Raw genomic sequence first — 25,097 nt, forward strand, 5'->3', positions numbered from 1 at the left:
AGATGATGGTGGATATCGCAGCTGATGCTGTTCTTGTCGTACTCGATGTCACCCCCGGTGGCGCGCTCGCGCCGAGCGCCGCTGGCCTGTTGGGGGCTGCGGCAGGCGTCGGAACCCCGGTCGCGCTGATCGTCGGAGACAGCGCCGAGGCCCTCGCACCCGCGGCGGCGGAGCTCGGGGCGGCGCTCGTGCTCACCGCGACGCCCGCGGGGCTCGGCGAGGCACTGGGCGTACCAGCAACGGATGCCGTTGCCGCAGCTGCCGCGCTCGTGAACCCGGATGCCGTGCTGCTGTCGCACTCGATCGAGTCGCGTGAGACCGCAGGTCGGTACGCTGCGCGGTCGCGTTCGGCGCTATGCGTGGATGCCGTCGGCGTGACGCGTGACGACGAAGGAATCGTGGCGCACCACTCCGTCTACGGCGGTGCCTACAACGTCGAGGCTGCCGCCACATTCGGTGCTCCCGTGATCACGGTTCGCCAGGGGTCGATCGATTCGCGTGCGCAGGCTCAGCCTCTTGTCGCAGAGAAGCTCGACGTTGCCACGTCCGGCCGCAAGGCGGCGACCATCGGGTCGGTCGACGAGGTCGTCGTGACCTCCGCCCGCCCTGAGCTGCGCGGCGCGGCGAAGGTCGTCTCGGGTGGCCGTGGCCTGGGCTCGGAGGAGAAGTTCGCGCTGGTCGGTGAGCTCGCCGATGTGCTCGGCGCCGCCGTTGGCGCGTCGCGGGCCGCCGTGGACGCCGGCTACATTGCGCAGTCTGCTCAGGTCGGGCAGACCGGCGTGTCGGTTGCGCCGCAGTTGTATGTGGCACTGGGCATCTCCGGCGCGATCCAGCACAAGGCCGGAATGCAGACTGCCAAGACGATTGTCGCGATCAACAAGGATGCCGACGCTCCGATTTTCGAGATCGCGGACTTCGGTGTCGTCGGGGACCTCTTCACCGTCGTGCCGCAGCTGATCGAGACGCTGCAGGCGAAGAAGGCCTGACGCGATGGCGACCTACGCGCGCACCCTGCGTCGCGGCCTTCCCCGCACGCCCGGCGGCGACCCCTGGCCGCCAGCCGGTGAGATCCCCGGTGCGCTGAGTTCGGCATCCGTACCGCCGGCCGAGGCGCCGGTTGCGGCATCCGTGTCTGCCGGCGTCGCCTCACACGAGAGCGGCAGTTCTGCGCAGGAGCTGCGGGAAGATGCGCCGCAGTCGCACCAAACTGCCGCACCCGTCGTGACGGATGCCGCACCCGCCGCGTCGCAAGTGCGCGCCGTGCGCCGGGGACTGCCCCGCGTTCCCGGCGGCGAGCCGTGGCCCCCGGCATCCGTGGCCCCCGCAGCCGCACCCGCAACAGGCGCAGCAGCACCCGCAACAGGCGCAGCAGCACCCGCACCGTCCCCCGACAGCGGCCCCGCTGAGCCTCGCTTGCCGCAACACGCCGCGCCGGCGACGGCCGAAGCGCGGTTTGGGGCAAATGAATCCTCCGCGCGCACCGTGCGCCGCGGGCTCCCTCGCGTTCCCGGCGGCGAGCCGTGGCCGACATCCGAGATGGTCGCCGCGATCTCAGCGTCCGGCGCCGCGGTTCGGTCGCCCCAAAACGCCGGCTCCGACGACGACGCGCGGCGTGTTGCGGCACACGAAGCGCAGACGGATGCCGCGCTAGCCGCGACCGCTGTGGTCAGTGCTCCGGCATATGACGTGAGCGTGCCCCTTCCGTTCACGCCGACGGTGTGGGAGGGTGCGTCAGCCCGCATGCGCCCCGCGCCGCGGCCAGAGCCCACCCGCGTCGGCCCGTTCACGCGGGCGCAGTGGGCAGGCACCGTCATCGTGGGCGGCCTCGGGCTGCTCTTTGCTGCAGGCATGGCAGTGCTGGCCGTGCGTTGGCTGCTCTCCCTCGACGGGATGCAGGACTTCCTCGCGACCTACCCCGGCGAGTATCACCTGCCCGAGGGGGCACCGGTGGGCTTCCCGGCCTGGCTGGGCTGGCAGCACTTCTTCAACGTGTTCCTCATGGTGCTGATCATCCGAACGGGACTCACGATCCGCACCGAGAAGCGACCGAGCGTGTTCTGGGCGCCGCGGAACAACCCCAAGGGCAAGGTCAGCCTGACGATCTGGTTCCACCAGTCCCTCGACATCCTCTGGATCGTCAACGGCCTCATCTTCGTGGTGCTGCTGTTCGTCACGGGGCAGTGGATGCGGATCGTGCCGACGTCGTGGGAGGTCTTCCCGAACGCCCTGTCGGCGGCACTGCAGTACGTGTCACTGGATTGGCCGACCGAGAACGGCTGGGTCAACTACAACTCCCTCCAGCAGCTCGCCTACTTCACGACAGTGTTCGTTGCTGCACCGCTGGCGATCATCACCGGCGTGCGGATGAGCGGGATCTGGCCCAAGAACGCCAAGGCGTTGAACAAGGCGTATCCGGTCGAGTGGGCACGCAAGGTCCACTTCCCGGTGATGCTGTACTTCGTGGTGTTCATCGTCATCCACGTCATCCTGGTGTTCGCGACCGGGGCCCTGCGCAACCTCAACCACATGTACGCGGCGACCGACGCCGACAATTGGGTCGGCTTCTGGCTGTTCGTCCTGTCGCTGGTCGTGATCGCCGCAGCCTGGGTTGCTGCCCGCCCGCTCGTGCTGGCTCCGATCGCGCGTCTGTTCGGGACGGTCTCGAGCCGCTGACACGGTGGGTTCGCCGAGGCATCCGTGACGGGCTTCGGCGAACCCGGCCGGATGTCGGGGGTTATCCCCCCGCGATTCGACCGGCTGGCAGGGACGCGGAAAGCGGATGCCGGAACCTACCGTGGAGGCATGACGACAACCTATTCGCCACCTCGGCCGGTCGCGACGCCCGCGCGCGTGGCGGGAGCGATAGCCCAGCTCGCGGCCCTCGGTGTGATCGGGCCCGTGGTTTTCACGATTCTCATGACACTTCTGGGGCTCGGCCTCGGGCTTCTGCCCGTGATCGGGATCGGACTCCTCTTCCTGCTCGCCTTCGTCTATGTTCTGTTCGCGCTGAGCTGGCTCGAGAACGCGCGCATCGACGGGCTCTACCGGTTCGGGCTTCCCGCCCGTCGCCCGCGGCGCAGCGCCAAGCCCGGATTCGGCGGCTTCCTCCACACCATCTGGCTGCAGTTCATCGACCCGGGAATGTGGCGCGCGGTAGCCAACGGTGCGATCGCGACGATCCTCGGCTGGATCGTGCTGAGCCTGGTCGGGGTCACAGCGTCCGGCGTCGTGCTCGCGTTCTCGCCCCTGTACGCGGGCACAGCGGATGCCGTTCGCCTGGGCAGCACGTGGATTGACGTGTCCACGGCGTGGGCGGTTCCGGTCGGTATCGTCGTGTCTCTGCTGGCGTTGGCAACCATCGTCGGCCTCGCCATCTTGCACGGTGTGCTGGCCCGCGCGATCATGATCCCTTCACGAGAGGCAGTCCTCGCAGAACAGGCCCGGCAATCGCAGGCTCAGCGTGCCGGCGCGGTGCGCGCGGCGGACGTCGAGCGCACCCGGATCGAACGCGACCTGCATGACGGCGTACAGCCGCGGCTCGTCTCGGTAGGGATGACTCTGGGACTTGCGCAGCAGAAGATCGACTCCGATCCCGCAGCCGCCAAGGAGCTCATCGCCGAGGCCCACACCTCGACGAAGGCGGCGATCACCGAACTGCGGCAGTTGGCGCGCGGCATCCACACCTCTGTGCTCGACGACCGGGGGCTGGATGCTGCCCTGTCGGCGCTGGCAGCGCGATCGCCCGTGCCCGTCGTGCTCGACGTGCGGATCACGGAGCGCTGCGCACCGACCGCGGAAGCTGCCGCCTACTTCGTGATCGCCGAAGCGCTCACCAACGCAGCAAAACACTCGCGTGCGACCGAAGCGCGGGTACTGGTGCGCCAGCGCGAGGGTGGCGTGCTCTGGGCCCGCATCGAAGACAACGGCATCGGCGGTGCGCAGATCATTCCCGGCGGGGGACTGGACGGCATCTCGAACCGAGCGATCGGCGCCGGCGGCACCTTCTCCGTCGACAGTCCCATCGGCGGCCCGACGACAGTGGAAGTGAGCCTGCCATGCGCATCGTGATCTGCGAAGACTCCGTTCTGTTGCGGGAGGGCCTGGTCCGCCTGCTCGAGGATGCCGGCCACGAGGTGGTCGCGGCCCTCGGCGACACCGACGGCCTGACCGATGCTGTCGCCGACCTCGACCCTCAGCTGTGCATCCTGGATGTTCGCCTACCCCCGACCCGCACCGACGAAGGCATCCGCGCTGCCGTCAGTCTGCGCGCCTCGCGGCCCGAGCTTCCCGTGCTGGTGCTGTCGCAGTACGTGGAGGAGCGCTACGCGAGTGAGCTCATCGCCGGACGCGGCGGGGCCCTCGGCTACCTGCTGAAGGACCGGGTGGCCGACGTCGCCGAGTTCCTCGAGTCCGTCGATGCCATCGCGGCCGGCGGCACGGTCTTCGACCCCGAGGTCGTGGCGCAGCTGCTCGGCAGACGAGCACGCGACGAACGGATGCGGCGACTCACCGACCGGGAAGCCACGGTGCTCGCGCTGATCGCAGAAGGCAAGTCGAATCAGGCCATCGGGCGGACCCTCCACATCAGTGAGGGCAGCGTCGAAAAACACATCACCGCGGTCTTCCAGAAGCTCGACCTCGAGCAGGACGACTCCGGCAACCGGCGGGTGCTCGCCGCCCTCGCCCACATCGCTCACGGCGGGATGCCGCCCCAGACGGGAGAACTCTCATGACCACGAATCTCACTCCGCCAGCCGCTCCCGTATCGCCGGCCGGGCCGGATCTGCCAGCGGCTGACCCCGGACCCACCCCTTCGGGGCCGCGCGGATCGTCCACCGTCGTCGCCATCCTGATCATCGTCCTCGGTGCCCTGATCGTGCTCGGCACCATCGTCGGGGCGGTCTTCAGCACAATCCGGGCGGCCGCCGTGTCGACAGCATCATCGACGGTGGCGGTGCCCGGTGTCGATGCGCTCGCGATCGAACTGAACGCCGGGTCACTGGCCGTGGAGTATGCCGATGTCGACGAGGCAGAGCTCGAGGTCACCGCGCCCTTCGGTGGGGATCGGTGGACTCTCGAGCGCAACGGTGACACCCTCACCGTTGCTTCCCCCAGCTGGGAATGGGGGATGGGATGGATCTTCGGGGGCAGCGGCCGGGCTGTGCTCACGCTGCCCGAAGACCTCGAAGGCCTGGATGCCGAGCTTCAGATGGGCGCGGGGTCGTTCCACGCCGAGGGCGAGTTCGGTGTCGTCGACCTCACTGTCGGTGCGGGGGAGCTCACGCTCGACGGATCCGCCGAGGACGTGTCGGTCGACCTGTCTGCGGGGCGCGCAGTGCTCAACCTCGCGGATGTTGACACCGCGGACCTGACGGTCAGCGCCGGGTCGATGGATGCCGCGTTCAGTGGGGCTCAGCCCAGCGACATCCGTGCCGGAGTGAGCGCTGGTTCGCTCACCCTCGTCGTTCCCGACGGGGCGTACGACGTCACCTCTGATGTCTCAGCCGGCAACTTCCGCAATCAGCTCGGCAGCGACCCGGGCGCTGACAGCACGATCTCAGTGGAGGTCTCGGCCGGACAAGTGATGCTGCGCGCCGCACGCTGATGCGAAAAGCGACGGAGGGGGAAGCTCAGAGCTTCGCGCCTCCGTCGCCGCCGCTGGCCTCCCGAGCCGCAACGAGCCCCGCGGCGCGGCCGGCGGCGTAGGACTCGGCGGCGCCGGTGTGGAACATGTCGTGCTCGCGTGCTCGGATGATCGAATGGGCACCGGGCAGCTCGAGCGAACCCACGAGGTCGCTTCGTCCCCGAATGACCGCAACCGGCGTGCGTCCGGTCTTTCCCTTCACAAGGTCGGCAGCTGCAGCGAGCTCGTCGGCCACACACGGCATCGTCACCACGAGCGGCCGCCCCTCGGCGTCCGTCGCCCCGCGGAGGTCATCGAACACCCGGATGCCGGCCGCGCCGATCGCGGTGTCGGTCTGGCCCTCGCGCCACGCTCGCCCGAGGGTGTCGCTGATGATGACGCCGACTTCGGCGCCCGTTGCTTCGCGCACCCCCGCGGCGAGGGCGCGGGCTGAGGCATCCGGATCAACGGGAAGGAGCAGCACCGTGCCGTCGGGTGTGTTGGACGCGTCGACGCCCGCAGCCGCGGCAATGATTCCGAGGCGATTCTCGACGATCCGGGTGGTGTGCCCGGATGCCGCCATCCGCGTCGCGACGACGCGCACGGTCTCGGCGGTGATGGCATCCTCACGGTCGGCTGCGGCGACGAAACGCCCCTCTGCCTTCGAGACGATCTTGGAGGTGACCACCAGGATGTCGCCGTCGGCGAGCGAGCCGCCGGCCGCACTCGCGATCACGGTGACGAGGTCGTCGCCGGTGACGATCTCGGGGATGCCGTCGAGCGCCCAGATCTGCAGCGATGTCACCGACGGTCCGTTCGAGCAGACCCGTCACGCCCCGCTGTCACCGGACGAAACGGACCTCGGTGAGCGTCTCGCCGAGGAAGGCCTCGTCGTGCGTGGCGCCATCGAGGGCGAAGCCGTTGCGCGCATAGAACCGATGAGCCCGCGGGTTGTCGGCGGCCACCCACAGGTACAGGCCCTCACCCTCATCGACGGCGGCGTCGAAGAGCTGCTGACCAACGCCCGTGCCGTGGAAACGGTCGAGAAGGTAGATGAAGTACAGCTCGCGCTCGCGCGGAGCATCCTCGTCTCGCGCCGGACCGGAGCCCACGAAGCCGATGATCTCTCCGTCGACGAGGGCCGCGCTCATGCGATACTCATCGCCCTGAGCTGCCCAGTGCGTCCACAGCTCGGCAAGTCTCTTCGGTGAGACATTCTCGAGGGCTGCCTTGCTGATGAGGTGGTCGTAGGTCTCGTGCCAGCACGTCGCGTGGACGCGACCGAGTTCCTGTGCGTCGACATCGCGCACGGGCCTGACGATGACATCCGTCTGCGTTTCGGCGTTCATGGCCAGACTCTACGCGGGCGATCACGGGGAGAGAAATCGGCGCAAACGGCGAGCGGATGCGGCCCGCCCCTGCTGTGGGAATCCCACAACCGCGTACCCCCTCGATGCGTTCTCCCCTAGCATCGCCCCTCGTGAACGTGATGTGGCGAACGATGCTGGTGATGTGGCAGGCCCGGCGGCGCAGGCGCCGCGAGGGACTCGTGTCGCCCACCGGCGTGGCGCGGATTCGCCTCACGACGCTGCCGACCGACATCGACATCCTGCGCCACATGAACAACGGGCGATACCTCTCGCTCTTCGATCTTGGACGCTGGGATCTGCTGATCAGGTCTGGGCTGCTGGATGCGATGCGCGAGCGTGGCTGGTATGCCGTGGTCTCGAGCGAGACGATCTCGTTTCGCAAGTCGCTCCAGCTCTGGCAGCGCTTCGACGTCGAGTCGCGCTTCATTGGTCACGACGACAAGGCGCTGTACCTCGAGCACCGCGCCGTCGTGAACGGCGAGATCTTCGCCCGTGCGATCATCCGCTCGCGCATGCTCAAGCGCGCTGGCGGAACGGTCACCCACGACGAGTTCTTCGCCGCCGTCGGTCGCCCCGACGACACCCCGGATGTCTCGTCCTGGATCCACGACTGGGCAGCGGCGTCCGCCCTCCCGCCCACGAAGGCCGAGGCGCCGAGCATCTGGGCTTGACCCTGGGCCAGATACCGGGCGCCGGAGCCGCGTCGCTAACTCCTCAAGATCGGGCCACACGGCAGGGTCAGCGCCGCCGTATGGGTCGACGCGGGCCGGATGTGAGGAGTTAGTGACATCCTGAGTCGTCGATCGCGGGTTAGCGCCCGACTCTCGCCGCGATCATGTGGTCGTGCTGCTGCACGGTTAACTCCTCATCCTCAACCCGATTCGGCCGGTTTCGCGGCTTAGGTATGCGCCAGTCGACGCGGATATGAGGAGTTAGCCACAGGCCAGACACCCGCCCCGGATGCCCGCCTGGCGCAACCTCTTCTGCGGGTCGCCCGGACGTAGGCTGATCGCATGCACGAGACCCCCGACACGGCGCCATCCGCGCCGTCGGGCGACCTGGCGCAGCGCGCGATCGACCTCGCCGCGCGTTGGATCGCCGAAGCCGCAGAGTTTCCCGCGGATGCCTCGGCCCAGCGCCTCGCCGGAGTCCTGAAGGATCCGAACGGTCTACCATTCACGATCGGGTTCGTCGACGGCGTCATGCGACCCGAGAGTCTGGCGGCCGCGGCATCCACGCTCTCGCGCATCGCGCCGCTCGCGCCGGAGTTTCTGCCGTGGTACCTGCGCGGTGCCGTGAAGGTCGGCGGGGCAGTCGCGCCCGTGCTTCCGACGCCTGTCGTGCCGATCGCCCGGCGCGCGCTGCGCGAGATGGTCTCGCACCTGGTCGTCGACGCCCGACCCGACAAGCTCGGCCCCGCTATCGCGGCGCTGCGTGAGGGCGGCGCGAAACTGAACCTGAACCTGCTGGGCGAAGCCGTTCTCGGTGAACGTGAGGCGCTGCGCCGGCTCGAGGGCATCCACGACCTCATCCGTCGCCCCGATGTCGACTACGTCTCGGTGAAGGTCTCGGCGATCGCGAGCCATATCTCGATGTGGGCTTTCGATGAGATCGTGGATGCCGTCGTCGAGCGCCTCACGCCGCTGTACCTCACCGCCGCGGCGGGGCTGCCGGAGAACGGCGGCCGTACCTTCATCAATCTCGACATGGAGGAGTACCGCGACCTCGACCTGACGATCGCGGTCTTCACCCGCATCCTCGAGGACGAGCGGCTGCGCGACCTCGAGGCGGGGATCGTCCTGCAGGCCTACCTGCCCGATGCGCTTCCCGCGCTGCGGGAGCTCACGGCGTGGGCGCGCCAGCGGGTCGTGGGCGGCGGTGCCCGCATCAAGGTCCGACTCGTCAAGGGCGCCAACCTTGCGATGGAGCGGGTTGACGCGATCATGCACGACTGGCCCCTGGCGACCTACGACCGCAAGCTGGACACTGACGCCAACTACCTGCGGTGCCTCGACGAGGCGCTGCAGCCCAAGAACACGGACGCGGTGCGGCTCGGCGTCGCCGGTCACAATCTCTTCGACATCGCGTACGCCTGGCTGCTGGCGGGTGAGCGGGGCGTGCGTGAAGACATCGAGATCGAGATGCTCCTCGGCATGGCCCAGGGCCAGGTCGCCGCGATCTCGCGCGAGGTCGGTCACGTTCTGCTGTACGTCCCGGTCGTGCACCCGCAGGAGTTCGATGTCGCGATCAGCTATCTGGTGCGCCGGCTGGAGGAGAACGCGTCGAGCGAGAACTTCCTGTCGGCAGCGTTCGATCTCGCCGACGATCCCGCGCTGTTCGAGCGGGAGCGGGATCGCTTCGTCGCGTCGCTCGAGCGCGCCGCCGATCCCGGGCTTCCGGCCGGACCCAACCGCCGACAGAGCCGCGCGGTTGAGGAGGCCGCCGACGGGGCTGCCGAACAACGTATTCTTCGTGACTCCCCGCCGCCCCAGGTCGGCGGTCTGACGCAGGCTGTACTCGGGATCGCGAGTTCCGCGGCATCCGACGATGGCATCGCCCGCTTCGGCGGCGTCGAGTACGTCGAGACGGCGATCTACTCCGCGACCGAGTCCGACGGCGTCGCGGCCGGCGCGCCGGGGTTCCGCAACGCCCGGGATACTGACCCGGCGCTGCCTGCGAACCGGGAGTGGGCCCGGCAGGTGCTCGAGCGGATGGCGGTGTCGACGGCGGGGGACGCCACAATCGAGGCATCCCGGGTGACGGATGCCGATCGGCTCGAAGAGGTCGTCGCGGGTGTCCGCGGCGCGGCGACCCGGTGGGGCGCGATGCCGGCAGTCGACCGGTCGGCGGTGCTGCAGGCTGCAGCCCGGGCGCTCGAGGCTCGGCGCGGCGAACTGATCGAGGTCGCCGGATCCGAAACGGGCAAGGTCTTCGCCGAGGCGGATATCGAGGTGAGCGAGGCCGTCGACTTCGCCAATTACTACGCCGCGACCGCGCGGGAGCTCGATCGGGTCAGCGGCGCGGTGTTCGTTCCCGCGCGCCTCACGGTCATCACGCCGCCGTGGAACTTCCCCATCGCGATTCCCGCGGGCGGTGTGCTGGCCGCGCTCGCCGCGGGGTCGGGTGTCATCTTCAAGCCCGCACCGCAGGCAAGGCGCTGCGCTGCGGTTGTCGCCGAGGCCCTCTGGGAGGCCGGAGTCCCGCGCGACGTGCTCGCCCTCGTCGACATCGACGAAGGCGGCCTCGGACAGCAGCTGATCTCGCATCCGGATGTCGATCGCGTCATTTTGACCGGGTCGTTCGAGACGGCAGCCCTGTTCCGCTCCTGGCGGCCGGATCTGCCGCTGCTGGCCGAGACGAGCGGCAAGAACGCGATGGTCATCATGCCGTCTGCAGACCTCGACCTCGCGGCATCCGATCTCATGAAGAGCGCCTTCGGGCACGCGGGACAGAAGTGCTCTGCGGCGTCGCTCGCGATCCTCGTCGGCCCGGTCGGGCGCTCGGAGCGTTTCGCGCGTCAGCTCGTGGATGCCGCGACCGCGCTGCGGGTGGGGCCGCCGACTGATCCTCGGTCCGAAATGGGCCCCGTGATTGAACCGCCCCGCGGCAAGCTGCAGTGGGCGCTGACCACCCTCGACGAGGGCGAGCAGTGGCTCGTCACCCCCGAGCCGCTGGATTTCGGACCCGAGTATTCCGGCAGGTTCTTCCGTCCAGGCATCCGTGTCGGGGTTGAGCCGGGTTCGCGCGTGCACCTCGAGGAGTTCTTCGGACCCGTGCTCGGGATCATGCACGCGAACTCCCTCTCCCACGCGATCGAGCTGCAGAACGCCGTCGCTTACGGTCTCACGGCGGGCCTGTACACCCAGAACCCCGACGACCTCGCGCTCTGGCTTGACACCGTCGAGGCCGGCAACCTCTACGTGAACCGCGGGATCACCGGGGCGATCGTGCAGCGGCAGCCGTTCGGTGGCTGGAAGCGTTCCTCGGTCGGACCGGGCACGAAGGCTGGCGGACCGAACTACCTCATCGGCCTCGGTGGCTGGCGGGGGACGGATGCCGGTGCCCCGTCGTCAACGCTGCACCTGCGTGGTCTGGATTCGCGCATCACGACAGTGATTGAAGCCGCCCAGGCCTCGCTCGATTACCCCGCGTTCGAGTGGCTCCGCCGCGCCGCACTCTCGGACGCTGTCGCATGGAACGACGAGTTCGGCCGCGTCACGGATGTCTCGCGGCTCGGCGTGGAGCGAAACCTCTTCCGCTACCGGCCGGTCGAGGTCGCCATCCGGGCGACCGGAGATGCGACATGGCAGGCGCTGCTGCGCGTCATCCTTGCCGGCATCCGTACCGGGTCGGCCACAACCGTCAGCGCCCCCGTCGGGCTGCCCGCAGCGGTGCGCCGGGCGCTGAGCGATCAGGACGTCAACGTCTTCGTCGAGACCGAGGACGAGTGGCTCGACCGCGTCGCCCGCCCCGGGCAGGATGTCGCGGATGCCGTTGCCGGCGAGCCCAGGCCGACCCGCCCACCCCGCGTGCGGCTTGTCGGCGGTGCCGACGCGGTAGCGGCGCTGCATTCCGCGCTCGCCGAGGCCGTCGGCGGTGACCCGGATGTCGCGATCTACGACAACGAGGTGACCACAGCGGGCCGCATCGAGCTGCTCCCGTTCCTGCACGAGCAGTCGATCACGATCACCGCCCACCGCTTCGGCAACCCCGACGACTGGTCCGAGGGCGTGATCTAGCTGGGCGCACGCTCGGTCGCAACGGCGTAGATCTTTTCCGACACGCCGGTGGCTGCATCCGGATGCCGGAGTGTCGGCCGAACCGTGCGCCGTTGCGACTGTGGCGTCACTCGAGCGGGTGGAACCGCCGCAGGATCCAGCGCTGGCCGAGTGTCCAGGTGACCGTCACAGCGAGATAGATCGCGGCCGCGAGCGGCACGAACGCCGCGAACACGACGCTCAGGTAGGGCAGGAACCCGAGCAGGCGCTGCACGCCGGCGGATGCCAGGGGCGATGCATCCGGGTCCGCGGGAAGCGGTGGGTGAAAGGCGCGCCGTGTAACCTCGGCGACGGCCGCCATCAGCGCGAGAAGGATGCCGAATACGAGCGCCGTCTCGGCCGAGAACTGACCCAGGGAGTGGACGAAGCTGGTACCCAGCGGTACGCCGAAGAGGTGCTCGCTCAGCAGGTCGTTCGGGTGACCGGCGACGGTCGTGCGCAGAAACACCGAATAGATCAGGCCGACGATCGGAGCCTGGATCAGTGCGGGCAGGATGCCGGCGAGCGGTGAGGTGTTCTCATCGCGGTAGAGCTGCATCATCTCGCGCTGCATCCGTTCGGGGTTCTTCCGGAACCGCTTCTGGATCTCCCGCAGTCGGGGGGCCAGGCGGGTGCGTACCTGCTCCGAGCGGGCCTGGGCGATGCCGGCGGGAATGAGCGCGGCGCGCACGAACAGGGTGATGATGACGATGGCGAGGGCGGCTGATGCGGCGCCCGCGAGAGGTGCGAGCAGGTCAGATAGGCCCATGAGCGTTTGGTAGGCGGTGTCGAGAAGGAAGGCGAGCGGAGGGAAGGCGAACAGGTCCATGGCGGACTCCCGGTGGGTCGATGACGGATGCGGGTGCGTCTGGCCGCAGGGTCATCGAACGTCCGGGCGCGCCCCATGACGGATGCGGGCGGGAGCTCCGGAGGAGCGGGACGAACGGGTGGCGGCCTAGGCCGCGAGTCCCGGTGCCCTCGGGCGGGCGTGGCCCTCGGCATCCGGGTCGCTCTGTTCCACGAGCGCGGAAGGGTCGATCTGTCCGCCGGCGCGGGCGAGGCGTTGCCGCGTTGATCCCGGCCGCGTGATCGCGTGGAGCGCGAGGACGGCGAGCGCGATTGTCGTGACGACGACCACCGCGAATGTCACGGTGTTCGCATCCGCGAGGGCCAGGAGGCCGAGCGTCGAGAGGATGAGGGCGAGCAGCGCACCGGTCGCGTTACGCATCCGTCGGCCTCCTCTCGCCAGTCACACGGTAACACCGGGCCCCGGCGCGGCGCCGTGGCGAGCCGCAACGGCGCAGATCATCCTCGACACGCCGGGTGCGGCATCCGTGTGTCGGCGTGTCGGCTAAACCGTGCGCCGTTGCGACAAGCCGGCCCCGCGTTGCGCGCCGGCCCGGACATGCTGGAATGGGGGGATGGGCGAGCAGAACTGGGCGGGAAACCTCACGTACCGCGCCGAGGCGGTGCAGGAGCCTGCGAACCTCGGCGAGCTCGCCGACATCGTCGCTCAGACCCCGCGGGTGCGGGCGCTCGGCAGCCGTCACTCGTTCAGCCCGATCGCCGATACCGAGGGCGCCCTCGTCTCGCTCGCGAGGATGCCGCGGCAGATCGAGATCGACACGGATGCCGCCGCAGCTCGCGTCTCGGCGGGCCTTCGCCACGGCGATCTGGTGCCCGCCCTTGATGCCGCCGGGTTCGCGCTCGCCAACCTCGCCTCGCTGCCGCACATCTCGGTCGCGGGTGCGGTGCAGACCGGGACGCACGGGTCGGGGGATCGGATCGGCTCGCTTGCCACACAGGTGCTCGGCGTCGAGCTGATGACCGCCGACGGCGAGGTGCTGACACTGCGACGCGGTGATCCGGAGTTCGCCGGGGCGGTCGTGGGACTGGGAGCGCTCGGCATCGTCACGCACATGACGCTCGAGCTCGAACCGGCATACGAGATTGCGCAGACGGTCTATGACAGCGCCCGGTGGGACGACGTGCTCGCCCGGTTCGACGCGGTCACGGGCGCGGGAGACAGTGTCAGCCTGTTCACCACGTGGCAGGATGCCGACACGATCGACCAGGTCTGGGTCAAGGCGCGTCCGGGACGAGCGAATGCCGCCGCCGTGCTGGCAGCCGGGGGGCGCGCGGCGGACGGCCCGCGGCATCCGGTGCCCGGGGTCGGACCCGAGCCGTGCACGGTGCAGGGCGGAGTTCCGGGTCCGTGGCACTCGCGGCTGCCGCACTTCCGGCTCGAGTTCACACCGTCGGCCGGCGCGGAACTGCAGAGCGAGTACCTCATCGACCGGCGCGATGTTCGGGTCGCGATCGAGGCGCTGCGCGCACTCGCGCCGGCGATCGCCCCGCTGCTTTACGTGTGCGAAGTGCGCACGATGGCAGCCGACGATCTCTGGCTGAGTCCCGCGTTCGGGCGGGAGACCGTCGGTCTTCATTTCACGTGGCGACCCGACTCGGCCGGTGTCGAAGCCCTCCTGCCCCGAATCGAGGATGCTCTGCCCGAGTCGGCGCGCCCACACTGGGGCAAGGTCTTCACGATGGATGCCGACCGCATCCGCAGCCGGTACCCGAGATGGGACGAGTTCGCTGCGCTGCGCGCACGGCTGGACCCTCGGGGCAGGTTCACCAACGACTATCTCGATCGCCTCGGACTGGTCTGACCCGCTGCGCCCTGCCCACGAGCGCGGAGCATCCGTCGGACTCCGCGGGTTCGGTCGGAGCTATCGGGCGGATCAGTCCGACAGGGGACTCGGCATCCGACGGAGTCCACACGCCAACCCGCGACATGTAAAGAAAACTTGACACGAATACCGCGCGACTCTACGCTCAGTGATGTCAAAGATTCTATACATTCAAGCAATGAGGAGTCGACATGGGGTACGTCGAGAGAAACACCTGGTCGCAACTGATCGCGAGCGCCGTCGGGACCATCGTGTACCTGGCGCTGGTGCTGCCACAGGTGTGGTCACTGCCCGTGGGTGAGATCGCCTGGCAGTGGCCGATGGTCTGGACGATCGTCGGGGCCATCGTGGTTTCGATTGTGATCAGCATCCTGTGGGGAATCGGCGCGGGCATGCGTGACCCCGACGAGGAACACCGTGCCGATCAGCGCGACCGGGAGATCGAGCATCTCGGCGACCGGGTCGGACAGGCGTTCATGGTTATCGGCGGGCTGGCAGCCCTCATCCTCGCGATGGTGCAGGCCGAGTGGTTCTGGATCGGCAACGCGGTCTTCGCCGGCTTCTTCCTTTCCGCCTTCATCGGCGGCATCGCCCGCATCGTCGTGTATCGCCGGGGGATGCCGTAATGGTCAAGCCGACGAGAATCACCAACACCATTCGCGCGACCCGTGAGGCTGCCGGGATGACGCAGGCCGAGGTGGCGCGGCGCATCGGGGTCACCCGCCAAACGCTTATCGCGATCGAGCAGGGCAAGTATTCGCCCTCCCTCGAACTCGCCTTTCAACTCTCGCGACTGTTCGGAGTCGCGATCGACGACCTCTTCCAGTACCCGACGGATGCCGCAGACGGAGCGACAGCATGACCGAGAACGTATCCGCCCCGGGTTCTTCGACGCCCGCGACCACGATGCCCGCGTGGCTCCAGCACAGCTATGGCGGACCCGAGGTTGTCGTGTCCGATCAGCTCCCCGTGCCCACACCGGGCGCCACTGACCTTCTCGTCCGCGTACGAGCGTGCGGCATCCACGCCGGAGACGTGCGCCTGATGCGCGGCGACCCGTACCTCGTGCGGCTCGCGTTCGGCATCCGTCGCCCCCGGGCTCGCACGCGAGGAATGGATGTCGCGGGCACGGTGGTCGCGGTCGGACCCGGGGTGACGGGCTTTCGGATCGATGACGAGGTGGTGGCCGAGATCGGCGTCGGCGGGGGTCTAGCCGAGTACGCGATCATGCCTGCCGCCCGAGCAGTAGCCCGGCCCGCCGACGTTTCGGCGCAGCTCGCCGCCGCGCTGCCCGTATCAGGCGGAACAGCAGTGCAGGCCCTGGATGCCGCGCACGTCGCTTCCGGCAGCCGCGTGCTCGTGATCGGTGCGGCGGGAGGGGTCGGCACCTTCACCGTGCAGCTTGCCGCCCAGCGCGGCGCCGAGGTGTGGGCACTGGCCGGCGAGCGGGCGCTCGATCTCGTGGCAGACCTCGGGGCCGGCCACGCGTTCGATTACACGCGGGTGCAGCCGGGATCTCCCGAGCTTCCCGCGGGATCCTTCGACGCGGTGATCGACATCGCCGGCACCGCCCCGCTCACCGAACTCCAGGGGCTGCTGCGAGAGGGCGGCACCGTCGTGCTCGTCTCGGGCGCTGGCGGAAAGATCCTCGGCCCGATGGGACGGATGCTGAAAGCCGCCTTCGTGTCACGCCGTGCTCGCCGCATCCGTTCGCTTGCCGCCGCCGCGAAGCCCGAGATCCTGGCGCAGCTGCTGGAGCTGGCAGGTCGGGGCAGCATCCGACCGGTGATCGAGCGGACCTACCCGTTCGCGGCGGCGCGCGATGCCCTTGCACACGTGGATGCCGGGCATGCCGTCGGCAAGGTCGTCGTCACGGTCGAGTGAGCCGCTTCGGTCGGTCAGATCAGCTTCCGTCGGAGAGTCATGGCGGATGCATCCGCTCGAGGCTTCAGCCTCCGACCGGGCCGGCGGGCTCTGGCGTGGGCTCGATCGCCGGCTGGTGCCAGTCCCGCGCATCGGGTTGCCCCTGTCGCATGTGGAGTGCTCGGTACCGGCGGGGCGAGAGACCGAACTGGCGTGTAAAGGCGCGGCTGAAGACGGCGGGGTCAGCCAGTCCCCACCGCTCGGCGACCGTGCGGATCGGGGTGTCTCGGTAGGCCGGGTCGACCAGGTCGTTGCGGATCTGCTCGAGTCGGCGCTGGCGGATCAGGGCCGAGACCGTCGTCCCGTTGGCTGCGAAGACGCGCCGCACGTACCGCGTCGAGACGAAATGTGCGTTGGCCACGTCTTCGGCGCTCAGTCCGTCCTCGGACAGGTGATCCTCAAGCCACAACACGAATGCGTGAAAGCGAGAGGTAACCGCTGCCGATCCCGGATCTCGGGAATCGGCGATCACGGCGTGGGCGGCGGCGATGAGCGCGTCGGACACGTGAGCGCCCGCCGCGAGACTCGGCGGCACCGCAAGCCGCGACAGCTCCTCGAGCAGTGCGCGAAGCAGGGGCGCCGAGGGAGCGGCTGAAAGGTCGGTGGCTATCGCGTCTGCGAAGTGGCTGTGGCGCAGGGCGATCGATGCGGTCGGGATCCGAACGACCAAGAACTCGTGCGGACCCTCGGCAGTGATCCGGTAGCGCTGGGCCCCGGTATAGAACACGAACTGTCCGGCCGACAGTGCCAGGGTGCGAGACTCCTGTGTGATCGAGAGGCATGCCCGCATGCAGATAGCCGAGGATCAGGCCGCGCCACTCGCGCGCCGTGGGCAGCGGCTCGACATCCACCGCCCCGCCCGTGATGTTCGCCACTTCGATACGGCCGATCTGGAATCGGATGCCGAACTGCGGCAGTGCCTGCCCTTCCGGGGTCGTCACCACGATGGCGTCGGTGGTGTCCTGTGCGCGATCGAATCTCTCACCGTCGGGCTCGAGCCAGCCGAACATGAGAGCCTCACGGCGGCCGCTCTCAGCATCCATCGCCGGGCCGCCTCTCATACGGTTCGCGCTGCAGCCTTCGAGCCACGCGCGAGTCTCGCGAAGGCTACCGCGATCAACAGCGCTGCACCATTGAAGACCTGTCCGACCCACGCCGGGGCGCCCGAGAGGGTCAGCCCGCTCACGAGCACCGCGATGAACAGCAGCCCGATGACGGTGCCCGGAACCGAGGGGCGCCCGACATGGATGACGATCGTGCCCAGGAGCACCGCCGTCAGAGCGGGGAAGAGCATCGTCATCCCGCTGTCGGAGGTTGCCGCGCCCTGCCGGGCAAGCAGCAGGATGCCGGCGACGGCCGCCGTCGTGCTGGAGGCGACGAACGAGAGCAGTTGCACGCGCCGCACGTCGACTCCCAGCAGGTGTGTCGCGCGCGGGTTCGCCCCGACGGCGTAGAGGTGGCGTCCGAAGACGGTCTTGGACATGAGCCACCATGCGATGACGGCGATCACTGTTGCCACGATGGCGATGATCGGGATACCGCCGATCGAGCCCGACCCGATGACCGGAAGCGCCTCGGGGATGCCGCTTGTGATCTGCAGGCCGCCCGTGTAAGCGAAGATGACACCGCCGAGGAGAGTGGCGACGCCGAGGGTAGAGATGAACGGGTTGACCTGCAGGTACGCGACCATCCAGCCCAGGCCCGCGCCGATGCCGAGCCCGAAAGCGAGGGCGGTGAGGATGCCGAGCCAGAGCGGCCAGCCATAGGTGGCCGTGGTCGCCGCGAGTACGAGGCAACTGGCCGACGCGACGGCGCCGACCGAGAAGTCGAAGAAGCCTGCCGCGAGAGGAAACAGTAGTGCGATGGCCACGATCAGACCCACGGACTGGTTGGCCACGAGGGTCTGCACATTCAACACACTGCGGAATGCCGGACCCGAGCTGGGCAGCACCGAGAAGATCACGATCATGACGACCACGAGGATCAGCAGTCCGTACTGCTCGATCGTTGCCCCGATGCTGCGCCGCTGCTTCTCGGGAGGGATCGGAAGCGTCGAGGTGGGGGCGAGTGTGGACGGGGGCAGGGTCTCGGTCATGGCGTTCACATTCCTGGGTCGGGTTCGGCCGGATGCGGCGCCTGCTGCATCGCGGCGATGATGGTGTCGCTGTGCACGTCGTGCCCGCGAAGTCGGGTGGCCACTCGTCCCTCCTGCAAGACGACGACACTGTGACAGAGCTGCTCGAGCTCTTCGATGTCGCTGGAGACGACCAGCGCCGTCGCTCCGGCGTCGACGCTGCGGCGCACCAGGCGGTGGATTTCGTCGCGGGCGACGGCGTCGACCCCTTGCGTGGGTTCGTCCAGGAGCAGCACGGACGGACTGTGCTGCATCCACCGCGCCAGAATGACCTTCTGCTGGTTTCCCCCCGACAGGCTCGACAGTGCCGCCACCGCAGAGTGCGCGCGGACGCGAAAATCGCGCATGATGGCGGGCGCCGCGTGACGGGCGGCCCGCGCCGACAAGCCGTACCACCGGCGGAAGCCCTTCGTGGAGGCTGCCGACAGGTTCTCCCAGATCGCGAACTCAGGGAAGGCAGCTTCGCGGAGCCGATCCTCGGGCACGAGTGCGATCCCCGCGGCGACGGCGTCCGCACTCGAGCGGATCTGCAGCTGTCGGCCGTGCAGGTGCACCTCGCCCTGGGAGGGGAGGTCGCCGAACAGTGCCCGAAGCATCGAGCTTCGTCCGGAACCGACGAGTCCTGCGACTCCGACGATCTCGCCGGCGTGGAGGTCGAGGTCGATCCCGCGCAGGGGGCCCGCCGACAGATCCCGCACCGCGAGGACGACCGGCTCGCCGGCGAAATCCCGGGTGTCGGCGACCAGCCGTTGGGGTGCGTGCCCAGCGATCTCGGTGAGAATGCGTTGCTCGTCGAAGTCGCTCACGGGTCCGGATGCTGCCACGGCGCCGTCACGGAGGATCGTGACGTCGTCGGCCACCGCGAGCACCTCGCCAAGGCGATGAGTCACGAAGACGATGCCGTGTCCGGCCTCTCGCAGGGCGCGCAGCGAGTTCAGGAGGGAGGTGACCTCGGCGAGGGGAAGGCTCGCGGTCGGCTCGTCCAGCACGAGGGTCAATCCGGTCTGGTCGGCTCCGCGCAGCGCGCGGGCGATCGCGACGCGGGTACGGTCGCTCGGCCGCAGCGCCCCCACCGGCATCCGTGCATCGAAGGGAAGGCCGTGGCGGGCCAGCTCACGCGTCGTATCGGCGACGAGCGCGCGGTCGTCGACCCAGAGGGGGCGCGGGTACCCCGAGGCCAGGGCGAAGTTCTCGGCGATGCTCAGAGGATCGACCAGGCCCAAGTCCTGGTGCACGAAGCGCAGCCCGCCTGCCGCTGCGCCCGCGGCACCGTATTCGCGGGAGTCGTAGCTGCGACCCTGCACGGTGAGAGTGCCGCCGGGGTCGGCAGGCACAACGCCCGCGATCATCTTGAGCAGCGTGGACTTGCCCGACCCGTTGCCGCCCAGCAGGGCATGGATCCGGCCCGGCCGTATGTCGAGCGTGACGTCGCGGACGACCGTGGTTGCGTACGTCTTGGACAGGCCGGTGACCCGAAGCACAGGCTCCGGGCCACCGGTACGCGTAAGCGTGGGCGAGCCTGAGCTCACTCGACGCCCCAGAGCGTTGAGTAGCCCGCGCGGTAGTCCAGCGGACCGTCGTAGTTCTCACCCGCGGGTGGGAGGTTCGGCGACTCGGCATCCAACAGGGTCCAGCCGATCCCGTCCTTGACGGCTTCCTGACCGTTGAAGAAGCGGTTGAGCTGGTCGGCCAGCGACCACGCGGCGCGCCCGTTAGAGATCGCGATGCAGGCCTGGATCCCGTCGCCGTCGTGCAGGTAGCCGATCTCATCCTGCGTGCACTCGCCCCCGAGGACGACGCGTCCATCTGCCGCGTTGTTGGAGACGATCGACTGCTGGATGCCGCCGGCAAGCATGAAGCCCAGGTCAACGACGATCGCGTTGGCGTCCTCTGCCTGCAAGAGCCCCGTCTCAAACTTCTGGCGCATCTGAGCGATATCGGCGGGAGTAATCGAGACGGTGTTCACGATCTCGCAGTCCGGGCACTTGGCGGCAAGCTCCTCTTCGAAGCCCTTGCTCAGGTAGTCGCCGATCGCGACGCCCTCAAACGCCACGTGGAGGACCTTGGCGTTGCCACCGGTCTGTTCGATGATGTAGTCGGCGCGCAGGCGCCCGCTCTTCTCGAAGAAATCGGCGACGCCGTCGATTCCGTCGCCGTACTGCACTTCGGTGTCGAACATCGCCTCGGACGCGCCCTGGCTCGGGTCGTCACAGTCGAACGACGAGATGCCCGCGATCGCGACGCCGGCGGCCTTGGCCTCGGCGAGTGCCTGCTTGACCGGAGCGCAGTCCACACTCAGCAGGACGATGCTGTCGGCGCCCGCAGCCACACCCTGGCGGACGCAGTTCGCCCAGCCACTGTTGGCGTTGTTCTGGCCGTCGCAGATCTCCGACTCCCAGCCGAGAGTGTCGGTGGCAGCGCTGAGCTGCTCAGCGAGGTAGGCCAGCCCGGGAACCATCTGGTAGGCCGAGACGATCCAGACGTCGTGGCCAGCCGAGACCTCCGGGGACTCGGTTGGCAACGGGCCGGAGGTGCCCTCGTAGGCGGCTGCGACGGCGGCGCTCACGTCGGTGGGGACCGCGCCGGCGGACTCCGTGGCCGAGGGGGTGTCGGTCGTCGTGGAACAGCCGCTCAGGATGAGGGCTGCGACGGCGGCGAAGGCGGCGGATGCTGCGATCAGACCGCGCTTCTTTGCGTGGTGATGCAAGGACATGACGTGCTCCTTTGTCTTTTTCTGGTGGGTGGTGGGGTGGCTGTGTGTCACGCCGGAGCGTGCGAGAGATCGGGGCGGAGCTGCGTCCAGCCGAAGGCTGGCTCGACGGATGCCGCGAGGCGGATCAGAGTCGCTTCGTCGAAGGGTCCGCCGATCAGCTGTGCGCCGACGGGCAGCCCGGACGGCGACATGCCGACGGGAAGGGAGATCGCCGGCTGACCGGTGATGTTGGCGAACGCCGTGAAGGCGATCATCCGGTTCTCTGTCTCACGCGGCCCGTCGAACTGTTCGTTGGCCTCGGCCAGGACCGTGCCCACCAGCGGCGGCAGGGTCGCCATGGTCGGTGTCAGCAGCACGTCGAAGTCGCGGCCCCACTGGGCGAGGATGTCGACGTTCTCGGCGTACAGGCGCGCCGCGGCTATCGCGTACTGGCCGGAGTGGTGTCCGAGGGCGCGCTCCTTGCGCGCGCGGATGTAGGGCTCGGCCAGTTCGGGGTTGTCGTACGGCGTCGCCCACAACCACGCGTTGATGATGACGTCGACGAACCCCATGACCGCCTCGAAGCTGTGCATGCGGGGCTGCACCGGCTCAACGCAGTGACCGAGGTGCTCCAGGGCTGCAGCGAGATCCCGCGTGGCGGCGACCGCGGCCGGGTCGACCGGCAGGCCACTGGGGGTGTCGAGCACCAGTCCGACGCGCAGTCGCGGCCCCTCGCTGTCGAGCTCCGAGACGAACGGCCGCGACGGCGCCGGGGCGACGTAGGGCAGGGTGTAGTCGGGAGCGCTGATCGCATCGAGGATCGCGGCAGTGTCGGCGATATGGCGGGTGATGACCCCCTCTACGATGGAGTGCTCCCACGTGGGCACCCGGGCAGGGACCCGCCCGCGTGAGGGCTTCAGTCCCACGAGGCCCGTCGCGGAGGAGGGCATCCGGATCGATCCGCCGCCATCGGTGGCATGGGCGACGGGGACGATCCCGGCCGCCACTGCGGCGGCGGCCCCACCCGAGGATCCGGCGGGTGAATAGTCGAGATTCCACGGGTTGCGCGTGACGCCGAAGCGCTGGTTCTCGGTGACCGACATCGGCCCGGCCTCCGGGGAGTTCGACCGCCCGAACAGCACGAAGCCCGCCTGCAGGAACCGATCGACGACGAGGTCGTTGATCGGCCGGGGTGCGTCGCTGACCCCGAGCGAGCCGAAGGTGCCGGGCTGGCCGGCCACCCAGGTGAGCTCCTTGATCGGCAGCGGCACCCCGTGGAACGGGCCGACGTCATCACCAGCGCGGATCGCCGCATCCGCCGCATCCGCCGCCGCGAGCGCATCGTCGTCGTTGCGCCAGATGAGCGCGTTGACCGCGCCGTCGACCTCATCGGCGCGCGCGATCGCCTGTTCCACGAGTTCGCGGGAGGTGAGCTCGCCCGAACGGATCGCCTGCGCGAGATCGCGGGCAGATGCGTACATCGTCGTCACGGAGACTCCTTCGTTTCCTTCCGGCGCGCATCGCCGCGCGGTCCGTGAGAACGATGGTGAATGAGCGGGAGCCTCCGAAATTGACCGTGAGGGACAGATAGTTGACTCAGCGATCCCACTTCGGGGATGCGCGGCATCCGACTTTGCTGCCACGGCGTACCGGAGACGGGGGGCTCACGGACTCGGCTGATCGCGGCGATCGTGCGACAATGGATGCCGGCGTGCCCGTGTCGTCGGCATCTTTCTGCTCCGTCGGGCCTCTGGACAGCGTCCGCCAGCCGCACTCTCCTGGAGAACGACGTGACGACCACGACGCCCGCACACAATGCCCCGACGACCCGCACGGCTCAGCGCCGCCGCTACCTGATGTGCCGACCCGAGCACTTCACGGTCAGCTACACGATCAATCCGTGGATGGAGCCCGCGAAGCCCACCGACACCGCCAAGGCTGTCGCGCAGTGGCAGGTGCTCTACGACACCTACCTGCAGCTCGGTCACCAGGTCGAACTGATTGACCCCGCCGAGGGGCTGCCCGACATGGTCTACACCGCCAACGGTGGTTTCATCATCGACGGCATCGCGTACGCGCCGAAGTTCCGCTTCGCCGAGCGCGCCGGCGAGGAGCGCCACTTCATCGACTGGTTCCGTGCCGCAGGGTTCGAGACCGTCATCCCCGAGGAAGTCAACGAGGGCGAGGGCGACTTCCTGCTTGCGGGCGACGTCATCCTCGCCGGCACCGGTTTCCGCTCCACCGGCGACAGCCACCGCGAGGTCGGCGATGTCTTTGGCAGGGAGGTCGTGTCACTGACCCTCACCGACCCGCGGTTCTACCACCTCGACACCGCGATCTCGGTGCTCGATCCCGTCGTCGGTGCCGCCCAGGGCGGGCCCGATGCCGCGAACATCGCCTACCTTCCGGGCGCCTTCGACGAGGCAAGCCGGCAGATTCTCGCCGAGCGCTTCCCCGACGCCATCCGCGTCTCGGATGCCGACGGCGCCGTGTTCGGCCTGAATTCCGCCAGCGACGGATACAACGTGTTCATCTCCCCACGCGCTACCGGGTTCGAGGCGCAGCTGCGCGAGCGCGGCTACAACCCGGTGCTCATCGACCTGTCCGAGCTCCTGCTCGGTGGCGGCGGCATCAAGTGCTGCACGCTGGAACTGCGCGCGAAGCGGGAATCGGTATGAGCGCCGACCAGATCTCCGTCGATACGACCACACTCGAGATCATCCGGGCAGAAGACGAGCACCTCGCTCACAACTATCACCCGCTGCCGGTCGTGATCTCCCGCGGCGAGGGAGTGTGGGTGACGGATGTCGAGGGCAAGCGCTACCTCGACCTGCTGTCGGCCTACTCGGCGCTGAACTTCGGCCACGGGCATCCGGCTCTGTTGGCGGTGGCGCGGGAGCAGCTGGAACGGCTGACACTCACGAGCCGGGCCTACCACAACGACAAGCTCGGAACGTTTGCTGCGGCGCTTGCGAAGCTCGCCGGCAAAGACATGGTGCTGCCCATGAACACCGGCGCCGAGGCCGTCGAGACCGGCATCAAGGTCGCGCGCGCGTGGGGGTATCGGGCCAAGGGCATCCCCACGGATGCCGCGCGCGTGATCGTCGCGGGAGGGAACTTCCACGGCCGCACCATCACGATCGTCGGCTTCTCCGACGATCCAGCCGCGCGCGACGCTTTCGGCCCCTACAGCGGCGGCTTCGCGCAGGTTCCGTTCGGGGATGCTGCGGCCATCGAGGCAGCCATCGACGAGAACACGGCGGCGGTTCTTCTCGAGCCGATCCAGGGTGAGGCCGGCGTCATCGTGCCGCCGGAGGGCTACCTGCGGGAGGTTCGCGAGATCTGCGATCGCCACAACGTGCTGCTCATCGCCGACGAGATCCAGTCAGGGCTCGGCCGCGTGGGCGAGACCTTCGCGTGCGACCGCGAACAGGTCGTCCCCGACATCTACCTGCTCGGAAAGGCGCTCGGTGGCGGCATCCTGCCCCTGTCGGCTGTCGTGGCAAACGCCGACGTACTGGGCGTCATCCGTTCCGGCGAACACGGGTCGACCTTCGGGGGGAACCCGCTGGCCGCGGCCATCGGTGAGCGGGTCGTCGAGATGCTTTCGACCGGTGAGTTCCAGGAGCGGGCGCGCGCGCTCGGGGAGCACCTCGCATCGCGCCTCGCGGACCTCGTCGGCCACGGGGTCACCGCCGTTCGGGTCGCCGGCCTCTGGGCTGGCATCGACATCGATCCGCGGGTCGGAACCGGCCGTGAGGTTGCCGAGCGACTCCTGGCCCGCGGCGTGCTCGTCAAGGACACGCACGGCCAGACCATCCGGATCGCGCCACCACTGGTCATCCGCGCCACCGAGATCGACTGGGCAGTCGAGCAGCTGCGATTCGTCCTCGCGGCCTGACCGCCCC

At 68.8% G+C, this 25,097-nt stretch carries 22 protein-coding genes; 13 read left to right on the top strand and 9 right to left on the bottom strand.

Going from position 1 to position 25,097, the window contains the following annotated elements:
- Positions 1 to 5: 5 nt before the first annotated feature.
- From BGO47_RS01080 to BGO47_RS01100, 5 genes are all read left to right on the top strand, one after another.
- Complete coding sequence (locus BGO47_RS01080) at positions 6 to 986, top strand: FAD-binding protein (protein ID WP_292707517.1); 981 nt, start codon at positions 6 to 8, stop codon at positions 984 to 986.
- A gap of 4 nt (positions 987 to 990) precedes the next feature.
- The gene (locus BGO47_RS01085; RefSeq protein WP_292707520.1) at positions 991 to 2,673 is read left to right on the top strand and encodes a cytochrome b/b6 domain-containing protein; all 1,683 of its coding nucleotides are present in this window, start codon (positions 991 to 993) and stop codon (positions 2,671 to 2,673) included.
- Between the two features lie 129 nt (positions 2,674 to 2,802).
- Positions 2,803 to 4,068 carry a histidine kinase gene (locus BGO47_RS01090; RefSeq protein WP_292707523.1) on the top strand — a complete coding sequence of 422 codons (1,266 nt, stop codon included), beginning with the start codon at positions 2,803 to 2,805 and terminating at the stop codon, positions 4,066 to 4,068.
- Positions 4,056 to 4,733, top strand: a complete 678-nt coding sequence (locus BGO47_RS01095) for a response regulator transcription factor (protein ID WP_292707526.1) — start codon at positions 4,056 to 4,058, stop codon at positions 4,731 to 4,733. The genes BGO47_RS01090 and BGO47_RS01095 overlap by 13 nt, the downstream gene beginning before the upstream one ends.
- Positions 4,730 to 5,605 (top strand): hypothetical protein, encoded by an 876-nt coding sequence (locus BGO47_RS01100; RefSeq protein ID WP_292707529.1) that lies wholly within the window; start codon positions 4,730 to 4,732, stop codon positions 5,603 to 5,605. Before BGO47_RS01095 ends, BGO47_RS01100 begins: the two co-directional genes overlap by 4 nt.
- Positions 5,606 to 5,630: 25 nt before the next feature.
- Here the strand turns inward: BGO47_RS01100 and cofE are convergent, their stop codons facing one another.
- Together cofE and BGO47_RS01110 are read right to left on the bottom strand one after the other, a co-directional pair.
- Positions 5,631 to 6,419 carry a coenzyme F420-0:L-glutamate ligase gene (gene cofE, locus BGO47_RS01105; protein WP_292707818.1) on the bottom strand — a complete coding sequence of 263 codons (789 nt, stop codon included), beginning with the start codon at positions 6,417 to 6,419 and terminating at the stop codon, positions 5,631 to 5,633.
- A gap of 46 nt (positions 6,420 to 6,465) precedes the next feature.
- Positions 6,466 to 6,972 carry a GNAT family N-acetyltransferase gene (locus BGO47_RS01110; protein WP_292707532.1) on the bottom strand — a complete coding sequence of 169 codons (507 nt, stop codon included), beginning with the start codon at positions 6,970 to 6,972 and terminating at the stop codon, positions 6,466 to 6,468.
- 131 nt (positions 6,973 to 7,103) lie between these two features.
- On the opposite strand from BGO47_RS01110, the gene BGO47_RS01115 reads away from it, so the two are divergent.
- Both BGO47_RS01115 and BGO47_RS01120 read left to right on the top strand, forming a co-directional pair.
- Complete coding sequence (locus BGO47_RS01115) at positions 7,104 to 7,664, top strand: acyl-CoA thioesterase (RefSeq protein WP_292707534.1); 561 nt, start codon at positions 7,104 to 7,106, stop codon at positions 7,662 to 7,664.
- A 342-nt stretch (positions 7,665 to 8,006) separates the two neighbouring features.
- Positions 8,007 to 11,732 (top strand): bifunctional proline dehydrogenase/L-glutamate gamma-semialdehyde dehydrogenase, encoded by a 3,726-nt coding sequence (locus BGO47_RS01120; protein WP_292707536.1) that lies wholly within the window; start codon positions 8,007 to 8,009, stop codon positions 11,730 to 11,732.
- A gap of 106 nt (positions 11,733 to 11,838) precedes the next feature.
- On the opposite strand, the gene BGO47_RS01125 is transcribed toward BGO47_RS01120, so the two are convergent.
- Positions 11,839 to 12,579 (bottom strand): YidC/Oxa1 family membrane protein insertase, encoded by a 741-nt coding sequence (locus BGO47_RS01125; protein ID WP_292707539.1) that lies wholly within the window; start codon positions 12,577 to 12,579, stop codon positions 11,839 to 11,841.
- 126 nt (positions 12,580 to 12,705) lie between these two features.
- Entirely contained in the window at positions 12,706 to 12,978 is a 273-nt protein-coding gene (locus BGO47_RS01130; protein ID WP_292707542.1) for a DUF6412 domain-containing protein, read from the bottom strand.
- 193 nt (positions 12,979 to 13,171) lie between these two features.
- On the opposite strand from BGO47_RS01130, the gene BGO47_RS01135 reads away from it, so the two are divergent.
- The 4 genes from BGO47_RS01135 (at position 13,172) to BGO47_RS01150 (ending at position 16,324) form a co-directional block, all read left to right on the top strand.
- Complete coding sequence (locus BGO47_RS01135; RefSeq protein WP_292707544.1) at positions 13,172 to 14,419, top strand: FAD-binding protein; 1,248 nt, start codon at positions 13,172 to 13,174, stop codon at positions 14,417 to 14,419.
- A gap of 212 nt (positions 14,420 to 14,631) precedes the next feature.
- Positions 14,632 to 15,066, top strand: a complete 435-nt coding sequence (locus BGO47_RS01140; RefSeq protein ID WP_292707547.1) for a hypothetical protein — start codon at positions 14,632 to 14,634, stop codon at positions 15,064 to 15,066.
- Entirely contained in the window at positions 15,066 to 15,302 is a 237-nt protein-coding gene (locus tag BGO47_RS01145; protein ID WP_292707549.1) for a helix-turn-helix transcriptional regulator, read from the top strand. Before BGO47_RS01140 ends, BGO47_RS01145 begins: the two co-directional genes overlap by 1 nt.
- The gene (locus BGO47_RS01150) at positions 15,299 to 16,324 is read left to right on the top strand and encodes an NAD(P)-dependent alcohol dehydrogenase (RefSeq protein WP_292707552.1); all 1,026 of its coding nucleotides are present in this window, start codon (positions 15,299 to 15,301) and stop codon (positions 16,322 to 16,324) included. Before BGO47_RS01145 ends, BGO47_RS01150 begins: the two co-directional genes overlap by 4 nt.
- Before the next feature lie 64 nt (positions 16,325 to 16,388).
- Here the strand turns inward: BGO47_RS01150 and BGO47_RS01155 are convergent, their stop codons facing one another.
- The 5 genes from BGO47_RS01155 to BGO47_RS01175 all read right to left on the bottom strand — a co-directional run bounded on the left by BGO47_RS01155 (position 16,389) and on the right by BGO47_RS01175 (position 22,670).
- Positions 16,389 to 17,153, bottom strand: coding sequence for a helix-turn-helix domain-containing protein (locus tag BGO47_RS01155; RefSeq protein ID WP_292707555.1), 765 nt, complete (start codon positions 17,151 to 17,153; stop codon positions 16,389 to 16,391).
- A 267-nt stretch (positions 17,154 to 17,420) separates the two neighbouring features.
- The gene (locus BGO47_RS01160) at positions 17,421 to 18,458 is read right to left on the bottom strand and encodes an ABC transporter permease (protein WP_292707557.1); all 1,038 of its coding nucleotides are present in this window, start codon (positions 18,456 to 18,458) and stop codon (positions 17,421 to 17,423) included.
- Positions 18,459 to 18,463: 5 nt separating this feature from the next.
- Positions 18,464 to 20,026, bottom strand: coding sequence for a sugar ABC transporter ATP-binding protein (locus BGO47_RS01165; RefSeq protein ID WP_292707560.1), 1,563 nt, complete (start codon positions 20,024 to 20,026; stop codon positions 18,464 to 18,466).
- A complete protein-coding gene (locus tag BGO47_RS01170; RefSeq protein WP_292707563.1) occupies positions 20,023 to 21,210 on the bottom strand; it encodes a substrate-binding domain-containing protein in 1,188 nt (395 codons plus the stop codon). The genes BGO47_RS01165 and BGO47_RS01170 overlap by 4 nt, the downstream gene beginning before the upstream one ends.
- Before the next feature lie 47 nt (positions 21,211 to 21,257).
- On the bottom strand, positions 21,258 to 22,670 hold the full coding sequence (locus tag BGO47_RS01175; RefSeq protein ID WP_292707821.1) for an amidase: 1,413 nt from the start codon (positions 22,668 to 22,670) through the stop codon (positions 21,258 to 21,260).
- Positions 22,671 to 22,979: 309 nt separating this feature from the next.
- On the opposite strand from BGO47_RS01175, the gene ddaH reads away from it, so the two are divergent.
- Both ddaH and rocD read left to right on the top strand, forming a co-directional pair.
- The gene (ddaH, locus tag BGO47_RS01180; RefSeq protein WP_366246859.1) at positions 22,980 to 23,867 is read left to right on the top strand and encodes a dimethylargininase; all 888 of its coding nucleotides are present in this window, start codon (positions 22,980 to 22,982) and stop codon (positions 23,865 to 23,867) included.
- Complete coding sequence (gene rocD, locus BGO47_RS01185; RefSeq protein ID WP_292707566.1) at positions 23,864 to 25,090, top strand: ornithine--oxo-acid transaminase; 1,227 nt, start codon at positions 23,864 to 23,866, stop codon at positions 25,088 to 25,090. The genes ddaH and rocD overlap by 4 nt, the downstream gene beginning before the upstream one ends.
- Positions 25,091 to 25,097 lie beyond the last annotated feature (7 nt).

This window comes from Microbacterium sp. 67-17 (genome assembly GCF_001898325.1).
GTDB lineage: Bacteria > Actinomycetota > Actinomycetes > Actinomycetales > Microbacteriaceae > Microbacterium > Microbacterium schleiferi.

Coding starts and splice junctions, on each gene's coding strand:
- BGO47_RS01080 (WP_292707517.1), top strand. CDS start 6: ATGGTGGATATCGCAGCTGATGCTGTTCTTGTCGTACTCGATGTCACC.
- BGO47_RS01085 (WP_292707520.1), top strand. CDS start 991: ATGGCGACCTACGCGCGCACCCTGCGTCGCGGCCTTCCCCGCACGCCC.
- BGO47_RS01090 (WP_292707523.1), top strand. CDS start 2,803: ATGACGACAACCTATTCGCCACCTCGGCCGGTCGCGACGCCCGCGCGC.
- BGO47_RS01095 (WP_292707526.1), top strand. CDS start 4,056: ATGCGCATCGTGATCTGCGAAGACTCCGTTCTGTTGCGGGAGGGCCTG.
- BGO47_RS01100 (WP_292707529.1), top strand. CDS start 4,730: ATGACCACGAATCTCACTCCGCCAGCCGCTCCCGTATCGCCGGCCGGG.
- BGO47_RS01110 (WP_292707532.1), bottom strand. CDS start 6,972: ATGAACGCCGAAACGCAGACGGATGTCATCGTCAGGCCCGTGCGCGAT.
- BGO47_RS01120 (WP_292707536.1), top strand. CDS start 8,007: ATGCACGAGACCCCCGACACGGCGCCATCCGCGCCGTCGGGCGACCTG.
- BGO47_RS01125 (WP_292707539.1), bottom strand. CDS start 12,579: ATGGACCTGTTCGCCTTCCCTCCGCTCGCCTTCCTTCTCGACACCGCC.
- BGO47_RS01130 (WP_292707542.1), bottom strand. CDS start 12,978: ATGCGTAACGCGACCGGTGCGCTGCTCGCCCTCATCCTCTCGACGCTC.
- BGO47_RS01135 (WP_292707544.1), top strand. CDS start 13,172: ATGGGCGAGCAGAACTGGGCGGGAAACCTCACGTACCGCGCCGAGGCG.
- BGO47_RS01140 (WP_292707547.1), top strand. CDS start 14,632: ATGGGGTACGTCGAGAGAAACACCTGGTCGCAACTGATCGCGAGCGCC.
- BGO47_RS01145 (WP_292707549.1), top strand. CDS start 15,066: ATGGTCAAGCCGACGAGAATCACCAACACCATTCGCGCGACCCGTGAG.
- BGO47_RS01150 (WP_292707552.1), top strand. CDS start 15,299: ATGACCGAGAACGTATCCGCCCCGGGTTCTTCGACGCCCGCGACCACG.
- BGO47_RS01155 (WP_292707555.1), bottom strand. CDS start 17,153: ATGCGGGCATGCCTCTCGATCACACAGGAGTCTCGCACCCTGGCACTG.
- BGO47_RS01160 (WP_292707557.1), bottom strand. CDS start 18,458: ATGACCGAGACCCTGCCCCCGTCCACACTCGCCCCCACCTCGACGCTT.
- BGO47_RS01170 (WP_292707563.1), bottom strand. CDS start 21,210: ATGTCCTTGCATCACCACGCAAAGAAGCGCGGTCTGATCGCAGCATCC.
- BGO47_RS01175 (WP_292707821.1), bottom strand. CDS start 22,670: ATGTACGCATCTGCCCGCGATCTCGCGCAGGCGATCCGTTCGGGCGAG.
- rocD (WP_292707566.1), top strand. CDS start 23,864: ATGAGCGCCGACCAGATCTCCGTCGATACGACCACACTCGAGATCATC.